We start from the raw sequence: 10,884 nt of genomic DNA on the forward strand, positions 1-10,884 counted from the left end.
GGCCGGGCGCCGCTCCCACTAAACTGGTTGAACGGGCGGCAGTTTACCGAGGTGGTCTTCCTGAACCTCCGTGCAAACGCCCACTCCACACCTGATGTCGACGCTCGTCGCCCCTTCTTCGCTGCCTTCGTTGTCCACGGGCCTGCCCGGGCGTCCGTCCTGGCGGGTGCTGGTCGGGCTGACGCTGGCGGTCGCACTGGTCCACCTGCTGGTGCTCGGGGTGGCGCCGATGGCGATCGGGCCGGAGCCCTCGCCGCTTGCGAACAAGTTCATCACCCGGACCATCGTGATCGCGCCGCCCGCGGCGGACAAGCCCGCGGCACCGGCGCCTGCCGCCGCGCCGGTCGAGGCCAAGCCGGCGGCGCCCGCGAAGCCCCGTCGCCCGCGCGCGCCGACGCCGCCCAAGCCGAAGCCCTATCCCGAACCGGACGCGTCATCGCAGCCCGCCCCGGAAACGCCCGACCTGACGGCGCAGGTTGCTACCGATTCAGGAGCAACGCCGCCCGAAGCGCCCGCCAGCGCACCCGCCCCGGAAGCCGCGCCTGCCGCCGCCGGCGCCGGAAGCGGCACCCCGGGCGGCACGGCGGCCGCCGGCAGCGAAGCCTCCGGCACCATCGCCGGCACCCAGGCGCTGCGGATTCCCGGCTCCGTCACCCTCGATTTCGAAGCCACGGGCCAGACCGGCGCCTCCCCGCAGCGCGGCGTGTTCGGCGAACTGGTCTGGCTGCAGGACGGCAGCCGCTACGACGGGCGGCTCACGCTCAAGGCGGTGTTCTTCACGCTGCTGAACTGGCACAGCACCGGCAAGATCGGCCCCTCGGGCCTGGAGCCCGAGCGCTATTCGGAGAGCCGCAAGGCCGAGGTGGCCTCGCATTTCGTGCGCGACCAGGGGCAGATCATCTTCAGCAATAACGCCCCGAGCGTGCCCTTGCAACCCGGCGCACAGGACCGCATGAGCGTCATGATGCAACTGGGCGGCCTGCTGGCCGCCAGCCCCGACCGCTATCCGGCGGGCACCCGGATCTCGGTCCAGACCGTGGGCGTGCGCGACGGCGACGTCTGGGTCTTCGTGGTCGGCGACGAGGAAAAGCTGCAGCTTCCGGCCGGCGAATACACCGCGCGCAAGCTCACCCGCACGCCCCGCAAGGAATTCGACCGGAGACTGGAGCTCTGGCTGGCACCGAAGTACGGCTACCTGCCCGTCCGCATCAAGCAAACCGAGGCAAACGGCGACTTCGCTGACGCCCAATTGCGCAAACCCCTACCCGAAGGCCCCGCCAATTGAGGCAAAAAGGCTCACAAGTTAACCGTCCAGCGACAACTGTTCTTGAAACTGGCGCGTTGATTGCTATCTAACCCGTTATGAACGCCATCGATATCCTCACTGGGCCCGCCATGAACATGCTTTACGACTCGGAGTCCTTCGTCGTCGTGCACGTGCAGCCGAATGAAGGCGACGAGCCCGCGAAGCCCAATGTGCCGGTGCTGGAGCGCCACGGATTCGAAATCGTGGACAAGCGCTCGGGCAAGGAGGTGTACCTCGACGGTTCCTGGGCCGAACTGTTCCAGCAGCAGATCGCCGCCTGGCAGCTCAACACCCCCACGCAGGAAGAAGTCGAGGACACGCTCGAGGGCTACGCCGAACTGGCCCACACGCCCGTGCTGGTGCACTGAGCGCCGGGCCACCCACCGCAAAGAAAGCGCCCCTGCCGGGCGCTTTTTTCATGGGGCGCCGGCTTTGCGCAGGTAGATCCACCGGAACATCGGCCCGACCAGCAACAGCACCGCCACCAGCCGGCACACCTGGAACGCCGTCACCACCGGCACCCCGAGCTGCAGCACCTTGGCCGTGATCGCCATCTCGGCGATGCCGCCCGGCGAGGTGCTCAATAGCATCGTGGCAGGATGCAGCCCGGTCGCCTGGGCCAGCAGCCACGCCACCCCGCTGCACAGCACCAGCATGGCGAAGGTGCCCAGCGCCACCGAGCCCAGCCAGCGCGGCGCCGTGTGCAGGAACTCGCGGCTGAAGCGCACGCCCAGGCTCACCGCGATCACGAGCTGCGCCGCATTCGACATCCACGTGGGCACCGCTGACAGCGACTGCCCGGCGATCGTGAACCCCATTGCCACCAGCAGCGGCCCGATGAACCACGGGTTGGTGCGGCCCAGCGCGCGCATCGCGAGGCCGCCGATGCCCGTGGCCAGCGCGAGCAGCGCCAGCCCGACCGCGTTCACCTCGCGCACGCCGGGCGGGTTGATCTCCAGGCCGTGCAGCCCGCTCCACTGCATCGCGAACGGGATCGTGACCGTCACCACCACCAGCCGCAGGCTGTGCGCCGCAGCCACGAGGTCGGTGCGGGCGCCGGCCGACTCGGCCAGCAGCGTCATCTCCGACGCGCCGCCGATGGCGCCGGCAAAGTAAGTCGTGGCTCTCATGGCGCGCGGCGGCACATGCGGCATGCGCGCGGCATGCAGCCCGTGCAGCCAGCGCCCGAAGCCCCATCCCAGCAGCAGCGCCCAGGCGATGGCCAGCGCAATCGCCCACCAGACGCCGGCCACCAGCGACACCACATGCGGCGTGAAGTAGAGGCCGAGCGCGGTGCCGATGGTCCACTGCCCCGCATTGCGCAGCGGCGTGGAGCTGGCGGTGGGCGCACCCGCGATCGAGGCGAGCGACACCGCCAGCAGCGGGCCGATCATCCAGGGCAGCGGCGTGTGCAGTGCGAGGCAGGCGCCCGCCGCGGCCAGTGCGAGCAGCAGCGTGGCCAGCACGCGAAGGGGAAAACGGAAGGGCACGAACGAGGAAAAAGGGACAGGGAAAAGCGCAAATGGATGGCACGGCGCGCATGCACCGCAGGGATAGTATGGCCCGATGTCTTTTCAACGCTGGCCCGCGCGGGCTCCACGTTTCCTGCTCCCGCTGCTGGCCGCGGCCGCATTGGCGGCGTGTTCCCCGTCGCCCCTTTTTCCGCCCGGCCCCGATGCACCCGTCGCGAACCGCGTCTCCGCGTTGCTGCCGGTCGATGCGCTGCTGCTCGGCGAGCAGCACGATGCACCCGAGCACCATGCGATCGAACGCGAAACCGTCGAGGCGCTGGTCGCGCGCGGCCAGCTCGCCGCGCTGGCGCTCGAAATGGCCGAGGAAGGCCGCAGTACCGCGCAACTCGCCCCCACCGCGAGCGAGGCCCAGGTGCAAACCGCCCTCGGCTGGAGCGACAAGGCCTGGCCCTGGGCCAATTACGGCCCGGCCGTGATGGCGGCCGTGCGCGCCGGTGTGCCGGTCGTCGGCGCCAACCTGCCGCGTGCGCGCATGAAGGATGCGATGGCCGACGTGTCTCTCGACGTGCAGCTCAACGGCGAGGCCTACACCGCGCAGCAGGACGCCGTGCGCGAAGGCCACTGCAAGCTGCTGCCCGAGTCGCAGATCATCCCGATGACGCGCATCCAGGTCGGCCGCGACCGCGCCATGGCGCAGGCCATCATCAAGGCGCGCCAGCCGGGCCGGACGGTGCTGCTGATCGCCGGCGCCGGCCACGCGGTGCGCGCGCTCGGCGTGCCTCAGCACCTGCCGGACGACGTGAAGATCGCCTCGGTGCGGCTGCTGGCCTCGGCGACGAACACCACCCCGCCGGGCGAATACGACAAGACCTGGTTGACGCCGCCGCTGCCCGAGAAGGACTACTGCGCCGAGCTGCGCCGGCCCGCCAAGGCACCGGCCGCCTCCTGAAGGAAAGAAGCCGCGGCCCCGAAAGGCGGCGGTGGGAGGCGTGTTTCCTATCTCTCGCACGCGCGCACACGGCCTGAAGGCCGTCGATATAGTGACGTCGGCCAAGGGCGGAGATACCGCGCCGATTCAAACAACGAGAGGGAACTGCATGGTCTTCACACGCGCGCGAAGCGTCGTCGTTCGATGGGCGGCGACCTGTCTCTTGACGCTGTCGGCCGCGCACGCCGTCGCCAAGGAAAGCATCGTCGACCTTCCGACGCGACCGGGCATCACGCAGCGCATGCTGTACGTCGAGCCGGATGCGAAGCCGCACGCCGCCGCCGTGTTGATTGCCGGTGGCCACGGATCGTTGAAGTTCTTTCCGAACGGCAGCATGGGCTGGGGCGACCAGGGCTTTCTCGTTCGCACACGCGGCCTCTTTGCGCAGCGAGGCATCGCCGTCGTGGTGATCGATGCGCCCTCGGACAAGCGCTCAGGGCTCGGTGGTTTTCGCGACAGCGCCGAGCACGCCACCGACATCGGCGCCACCGTCAGGTGGCTCAGGGAGCAGACCGGCGTGCCGGTCTGGCTGATCGGCCACAGCCGTGGAACGGAGTCGGCGGTTTCCGCGGCCCTGAAGCTGGGCGCAGCGCCTGCGGGACCCGACGGATTGGTGCTCGCCTCCCCGATCTCGAGCGACTCCGCCTTCACGTCAGGAAAGGCGGTGACGCACCTTCCGCTGGAAGACATCCGGGTGCCCGTGCTGGTGCTGCAACACGAAGACGATGCCTGCTCGGTCACCGCGCCGCGCGACCTGCCGCTCGTCGTCGATAGGCTCTCGGGCGCGCCGCGCAAGTCGGTGGTCAAGCTCGGCGGCGGCAAGCCGGTCGGGGACCTTTGCGGCCACCAGGCGACGCATGGCTTCGGCGGGTTGGATCAACCCGCGGTGCAGGCCATTGCCGACTTCGTCGGCCCGTAACCTGCCCCGAGGCGCTGACGCCTCAGGCGTGCTTCTTGATCGAATCCGCCAGCGTATTGACCAGCGTGTCGATGTGCGACTTCTCCACGATGTACGGCGGCGCCATCACCAGCACGTCGCCCGCGGGCCGCACCAGCGCACCCTTGTGGAAGCAATCCAGGAAGATCTCGAAGGCGCGCTTGCCCGGCGAGCCCGCGATGGGCGCGAGCTCCACCGCCGCGGCGAGGCCGAGGCTGCGGATGCTGATCACGTTGGGCAGTCCCTTGAACGCGCTGTGGAACGCATCCCCCAGCACCTTGCCCATTTCGCCGGCGCGCGCGAACAGGTTCTCTTCCTTGAAGAGGTCGAGCGTGGCGATGGCCGCGGCGCAGGCCACCGGATGGCCCGAGTAGGTGTAGCCGTGGAAGAACTCGACCACGTGCTCGGGCGCGTCGGTCTTCATCATCGCGTCGTAGAGCTTGTCGCGGCAGATCACGCCGCCCAGCGGAATCACGCCGTTGGTCACGCACTTGGCGAAGTTCAGCATGTCGGGCACCACGCCGAAATAGTCCGACGCGAAGTTGGTGCCCATGCGGCCGAAGCCGGTGATGACCTCGTCGAAGATCAGCAGGATGCCGTGCTTGTCGCAGATCTCGCGCAGGCGCTTGAGGTAGCCCTTGGGCGGCAGGTACCAGCCGGCCGAACCGGCCACCGGCTCCACGATGATCGCGGCGACGTTGCTCGGGTCATGCAGCGGAAGGATGCGCGTCTCGAGTTCGACCAGCGGGTCCTCGGCCCACACCGGCTCCTCGTTGTGGATGTAGGCGTGGTTGACCGGATCGTGAATGAAGCGCATGTGGTCCACGCGCGGCAAAAAGGCCGAGCCGAACACCTTGCGATTGCCCGGGATGCCGCCCACCGACATGCCGCCGAAGCCCACGCCGTGGTAGCCCTTCTCGCGGCCGATGAACACGTTGCGGTGGCCCTCGCCGCGTGCGCGGTGATAGGCCAGCGCCACTTTCATCGAGGTGTCCGCGGCCTCGCTGCCTGAATTGCAGAACAGCACCTTGTTGAGATCGCCCGGGGCGAGCGCGGCGATCATCTCGGCCGCGCGGAAGGCCTTGTCGTTGCTGACCTGAAAGGCGGTGGCGTAGTCGAGCGTGTCGAGCTGCGTCTTGATGGCCTCGTTGATGGGCTTCCTGTTGTGGCCCGCGCCCACGCACCAGAGGGAGGAGACGCCGTCGATCACCTTCTTGCCGTCGTGCGTGGTGAATTCCATGCCGTCGGCCGCCACGAAGACGCGCGGGTCTTTCTGGAAATGGCGGTTGGGGGTGAAGGGCAACCACTGGTTGCCCATGTTGAAGTCCTGGTAGGCCATGTCTCGCTCCTGCGGTTATCTGTCGAGGGGAAAATCGCGATTCTGGCACCCCTGCCACAATTACGCCCCTGATGACGACCCCAACTCCTACCTCGCCCGCCTACATCCTGAACCTCTCGTGCCCCGACCGCACGGGCATCGTGCATGCCGTCTCGGGCTTCCTGCTCGATCGGGGCGCCAACATCGAGGAGGCGGCCCAGTACAACGACCACGGCACGGGCCTGTTCTTCATGCGCGTGCGCTTCGCCTGCGGCGACCACGGTGAAGCGGCGCTTCGCGAGGAGCTCAAGACCTTCGCCGCCGGCTTCGGCATGAACCTGCAGCTGCACGCTGCCGCCGAGCCGATGAAGACAGTGATCCTGGTCAGCAAGGAAGGCCACTGCCTCAACGACCTGCTGTTCCGCTGGAAGAGCGGCCTCCTGTCCATCGACGTGCGCGCGATCATCTCGAACCACCGCGACTTCTACCAGCTGGCCGCGAGCTACAACGTGCCGTTCCACCACATCCCGGTGACGGCCGCGACCAAGCCACAGGCCGAGGCGAAGCAGCTGGAAATCATCGAAGCCGAGGGCGCCGAGCTCGTGGTGCTCGCGCGCTACATGCAGGTGCTCAGCAACGACCTGTGCAAGAGCCTCGCAGGCCGCGCGATCAACATCCATCACTCGTTCCTGCCAAGCTTCAAGGGCGCCAAGCCCTACTACCAAGCGCACGACCGCGGCGTGAAGCTGATCGGCGCCACCGCCCACTATGTGACGGCTGACCTCGACGAGGGGCCGATCATCGAGCAGGACGTGGCCCGCGCCGACCACACCGACACCGTCGAAGACCTCACGGCCCGCGGCCGCGACACCGAAAGCCAGGTGCTGGCCCGCGCGGTGAAGTGGCACAGCGAGCACCGCGTGCTGCTGAACGGGCACCGGACGGTCGTGTTCCGCTGACCCCCGGCACCCGCCGCTGCAGGCGGGTGTAGCATCCGGCGCCAAAAGAGGAGAAGGCGCAATGCGACGTTGGTTCGGTGGGTTCCTGCTGGCTGTTCTTTCAGCCTGCCTGTTCGGATGTTCGGCCACCGGGCCGCGTTTCTCGGAGGTTTCGCAAAGCCTCCCCTCGCTCGGCGAAAACGACGGCCGCATCTACTTCTATCGCGACTCGATCGTGGGTATGGCGGTCCAGCCCGAGGTCGTGGTCAACGGCCAGGTCGTCGGCAAGTCGCAACCCAACAGCTTCTTCTTCATCGACAGACCCGCCGGCACCTACCGGGCCACCGCCCAGACCGAGGCCGAGGGCAGCATCGACATCGTGCTGCGGCCCAAGCAGACCGCGTATGTGCGGATGAGCATTGGCATCGGCTTTCTCGTCGGCCGCCCGGCGTTCGCGCGGGTCGGCGAAACGGAAGGCCGCAGCGCATTGCCGCCGCTGGCCTACGGCGGTACGGTGCCGGTCTCGACCAAGGCGGCGAGTACGACGCCGGCTGCACCATCGCTCCCTGCAACGCCCACAGCCGCCGCTGCGACTGCGACCGCGACTCCCGTACGCCAAGCGGCGGTTGCGCCGAATGTGCCAGCGCCTGCGGCCGTTGCCATTCAACCGGCGGCTGCGCCCGCTCCGAACCCCGTCCGCGTCCCTGTCCCCGTAGCCTCCGAGGCCACGCCTTTCGCCAAGACGCCCGTCAACGATCTCCGACTGCTCCTGCAGCCCACCCGATGAGACATCTGCTCGCTCCCTTTGCACTGGCCCTGGCGATCTCGCTTCCCGCATCGGCCCAGGTCCCGCTTGCGCCCGATGCGCTCTTCGCGCGCGTGTCCCCTGCCGTGTGGGTGGTGCAGGCCAGCGACGCGCAAGGCAAGACCCTTGCCACCGGCAGCGCCGTGGCCACTGGGCCGGGCACGGCCGTCACGAGCTGCCAGTTCCTCGCGAAGGCCAGTTCGGTGGCACTGAAGCGCGACAACGTGAGCTACGGTGCGACGCTGGAATTTCCGGATGTCGAGCGCGACCTGTGCCAGTTGCGGATCGCCAACTTCGCGCCGCCCACCCCGGCCATGGCACCGGCGACGGCATTGCAGGTCGGCATGCCCCTCTACATCGTCGGGGCGCCCAGAGGCAAGGAACTCACACTCGGCATCGGCATGCTCGCCGGCGTGCGACGCGGCGGCGCAGGCGAACTCGAAGCGCTGCAACTCGCGTCGGCGTCCGAGGCAGGGCTTGGCGGTGCCGGGCTGTTCGATGCCCAGGGGCGGCTGGTGGGACTGCTGGGCACGACGCCCGCTGCAAATCTCGCAATGCCCTCGGCGTGGATTGCCGAACTGCCGGGGCGCGGCCGCGTGGCCATCGAACGCCTGGCCGCGCTGCCCGCCACGGCGACAACCGGCGGCACGGCCATGCCGAGCGCGAACCTTGCAGCAGGCCGGCCGAGCGTCATCGAATACCAGCTGCACGACCAGTTGACCAACACCTACCGCAAAGTCATCTACCGCGCGGACCCTGCCACCGACGATCGCATCAGCTTCAACAACGGCGGCTGGATCGAGAAGCCCGGTTGCGAGGTCGTCAGCGTCACCACGGCCATCGCGGGCGACTTCGATGCGGCCATGCCGCCCGGCGGCTGGGGCAAGGCGAACCTGAAGGAAGAAGCCGCCTGGCGGACGCGCTACAGCACCGTCTTCGGCGGATCGCGCATCAACATGGAACTCGACGCCACGGTGATGGAAGACACCATCGTGAAAGTCGGCGGCCAGGAGATGAAGGCAGTGCGCATCGAGTACCGCGGCTACACGCAGCGCTTCGCGAATGCGGGAGCCGTCTATGGCAACCAGTACGGCAAGTACCGGGCCGAGGTCTGGTACTCGTCCGAACTCGGACGCGTCGTCCGGTTCGAAGCTCAGACGCGGGGGGGAGCCGGCGGCATCGCATTCCAGGTACGCGAGACACTCGAGCTGGTCAACATCCGCTAGAGAGATCCCGCGGCCCCGGCGTCACCGCCGGGGCGCCGCATCATCAGTTGCGATTCGGGTTGTTCGGACGGCTGTCGCGGCGATCCGGCACGCCATCGCCGTCACGGTCCCAGCGACCGCGGTTGTATTCCCAACGGCCATTGTTCTCACGCCATTCCGGTGCGCGGTACGCATAGCCCGGCCGTGCGCGCACATACGTGCCGCGGACCCATACATGGTGCCCACGCTTCCATTCATAGTGCCCCGGCGCCCATACATAGCCGCGGCGCGGCGGCGGCACGCGCTCCGAACGCGGCGGCGGCGGTGCGACCTGGATGACCACCGGCTGCGCTTGCGCCGTCGTGGGAATGGTCATTGCGGCGCCCATCGACAGCAGCGAAGCGGCACCAATGGAAAGGGTGATTGCGAGTTTTTTCATGGGGGGCTCCTCATGAGTGGTTGGAGCCTTCATGCTGCGCGGCCCATGTGAAGGCCCTGTAAGCCTTACACGAAATCTTGTGTAAAGCTGTTTCGCTACCTTTTGAGGTACTTTCGGCGCCTTCGCTGCGCTCACTCCTGCAATTCCTTCAATTCGATGGCCGCGGCCATCGCGGCGTGGCCCGCCTTGTTGGGATGCAGATGGTCGCCGTTGTCGAACTGCGGGTTCAAGGTCTGCGGGTCCGCAGGGTTGCGCAATGCGGCATCGAAATCGATCACGCCATCGACGTCCTGCCGGCTGCGGATCCATCGGTTGACCGCGTTGCGCATGGCCTCGTTGCCCTCGTTCCAGTACGGCGTATTCCTGAACGGCGGCACGGTGCCGAGCAGCACCTTGATGCCCTTGGCGCGCGCCTGCTTCACCAGTTGCTGCAGCCCATCGGTGATGCGCTCGGCGGTCGGAAGATCGTGCACGGTGTCCGGATTTCCAGGCGCCCCGAGGAACACGCTGCGACCGATGTCGTTGGTACCCAGCAGCACGATCGTGTGCGTCACCCCGCTCTGCCCCAGTGCATCGCGCGCGAAACGCGAAAGCCCGTGGGGGCCGATGCCATCGACCAGCAGGCGGTTGCCACCGATGCCGGCATTGAGCACCGACACCTCGTGCGCCGCCTGCGGGCTGCCGCGCAGACGCGTGGCCAGCATGTCGGGGTACGCGCCATCGCCGGACTCGCCGCCACCCGCGGTGATCGAGTCGCCGAACGCGACCACGGTGCGCACGGACTTCGTGGTCAACACGTCCAGGCCCGTCACGATGTGATTCAGCGGGAGCGTTGTCGCGCCCTGCAATTTCGATGCTGTCACTGCATTGCCCGGCGCGACCCAACTCGTATCGACGGAGAGCAGGTGCACCGTGCCGTAGGGCGTCGCACGGTCGAAGAAAGCGCTGACCGCCATCGTTTGCCCCGCCTCGATCTTGAGATCGACGCCATCGCTCCACGCCTCCGCGCCGGGCGCGATGGTGAGGCTCGCGCGGCCGCCGAAGCGCAGCACCCGCAACGTCGATGGAGAAATCGCATCACCGCCCGTGCTGCGCGCCACGCTCGCGGCCGCGACACGCAACGGCGCCTTGCCGAAGCGGTTGGAAAAGCGAATGCGGATGCGCTCGCCGCCGAGCGTGGGCGCCAGTTGCTGCCGCAGCGTCTGCCCACGGAATTGATCGCCGCCAGGTGCGGGCTTGTGCGCCACGGCCGGGTTCGCGGCCAGCTCGCGAAAGTCCAGCGGTGCCACGGCCCAGCTGCCGACCCAATGCGCGTCGGCGGGTTGCTTCGGACGGTGGTCGGGCTGCACGGCCTGCACGCCGACCGCCAACACGGCGAGGCACAGCGCGGCGATCCAATGCGCCAGTGCCACTTCGCGAAGGCGGGACAGGCCGCGGGAAACGAGGTTCATGCGTGCAAAGCGGCTCAGTTTACGG

The 10,884-nt window shown here is 68.1% G+C and carries 11 protein-coding genes; 7 read left to right on the forward strand and 4 right to left on the reverse strand.

The window, feature by feature from the left end; all coding sequences use genetic code 11:
- Positions 1-94: 94 nt before the first annotated feature.
- The gene (locus tag ACSFA7_RS08005) at positions 95-1,285 is read left to right on the forward strand and encodes a DUF3108 domain-containing protein (RefSeq protein WP_435498918.1); all 1,191 of its coding nucleotides are present in this window, start codon (positions 95-97) and stop codon (positions 1,283-1,285) included.
- A 110-nt stretch (positions 1,286-1,395) separates the two neighbouring features.
- Positions 1,396-1,674, forward strand: a complete 279-nt coding sequence (locus ACSFA7_RS08010; RefSeq protein WP_041944045.1) for a BTH_I0359 family protein — start codon at positions 1,396-1,398, stop codon at positions 1,672-1,674.
- Between the two features lie 48 nt (positions 1,675-1,722).
- Here ACSFA7_RS08010 and ACSFA7_RS08015 read toward each other — a convergent pair whose 3' ends face one another.
- Positions 1,723-2,796, reverse strand: coding sequence for an AbrB family transcriptional regulator (locus ACSFA7_RS08015; protein ID WP_435498919.1), 1,074 nt, complete (start codon positions 2,794-2,796; stop codon positions 1,723-1,725).
- 76 nt (positions 2,797-2,872) lie between these two features.
- Between ACSFA7_RS08015 and ACSFA7_RS08020 the strand changes: the two genes are divergently transcribed.
- The gene (locus tag ACSFA7_RS08020; protein ID WP_206175841.1) at positions 2,873-3,727 is read left to right on the forward strand and encodes a ChaN family lipoprotein; all 855 of its coding nucleotides are present in this window, start codon (positions 2,873-2,875) and stop codon (positions 3,725-3,727) included.
- A gap of 148 nt (positions 3,728-3,875) precedes the next feature.
- Positions 3,876-4,685, forward strand: coding sequence for an alpha/beta hydrolase (locus tag ACSFA7_RS08025; RefSeq protein WP_435498920.1), 810 nt, complete (start codon positions 3,876-3,878; stop codon positions 4,683-4,685).
- Between the two features lie 22 nt (positions 4,686-4,707).
- Here ACSFA7_RS08025 and aptA read toward each other — a convergent pair whose 3' ends face one another.
- On the reverse strand, positions 4,708-6,042 hold the full coding sequence (gene aptA, locus ACSFA7_RS08030; protein ID WP_257865305.1) for an omega-aminotransferase AptA: 1,335 nt from the start codon (positions 6,040-6,042) through the stop codon (positions 4,708-4,710).
- Between the two features lie 71 nt (positions 6,043-6,113).
- On the opposite strand from aptA, the gene purU reads away from it, so the two are divergent.
- The 3 genes from purU (at position 6,114) to ACSFA7_RS08045 (ending at position 8,990) form a co-directional block, all read left to right on the forward strand.
- Positions 6,114-6,980, forward strand: a complete 867-nt coding sequence (gene purU, locus ACSFA7_RS08035; protein WP_435498921.1) for a formyltetrahydrofolate deformylase — start codon at positions 6,114-6,116, stop codon at positions 6,978-6,980.
- 61 nt (positions 6,981-7,041) lie between these two features.
- Positions 7,042-7,746 (forward strand): DUF2846 domain-containing protein, encoded by a 705-nt coding sequence (locus ACSFA7_RS08040; RefSeq protein WP_435498922.1) that lies wholly within the window; start codon positions 7,042-7,044, stop codon positions 7,744-7,746.
- Complete coding sequence (locus tag ACSFA7_RS08045) at positions 7,743-8,990, forward strand: S1 family peptidase (RefSeq protein ID WP_435498923.1); 1,248 nt, start codon at positions 7,743-7,745, stop codon at positions 8,988-8,990. The genes ACSFA7_RS08040 and ACSFA7_RS08045 overlap by 4 nt, the downstream gene beginning before the upstream one ends.
- A 43-nt stretch (positions 8,991-9,033) precedes the next feature.
- On the opposite strand, the gene ACSFA7_RS08050 is transcribed toward ACSFA7_RS08045, so the two are convergent.
- Both ACSFA7_RS08050 and ACSFA7_RS08055 read right to left on the reverse strand, forming a co-directional pair.
- Positions 9,034-9,408, reverse strand: coding sequence for a YXWGXW repeat-containing protein (locus ACSFA7_RS08050; protein WP_435498924.1), 375 nt, complete (start codon positions 9,406-9,408; stop codon positions 9,034-9,036).
- Between the two features lie 131 nt (positions 9,409-9,539).
- Entirely contained in the window at positions 9,540-10,859 is a 1,320-nt protein-coding gene (locus ACSFA7_RS08055; RefSeq protein ID WP_435498925.1) for a GDSL-type esterase/lipase family protein, read from the reverse strand.
- Between the last annotated feature and the right edge of the window lie 25 nt (positions 10,860-10,884).

Origin of the sequence: Variovorax trehalosi (assembly GCF_051216415.1) — a bacterium.
In the GTDB taxonomy this organism is placed as follows: Bacteria; Pseudomonadota; Gammaproteobacteria; order Burkholderiales; family Burkholderiaceae_C; genus Variovorax.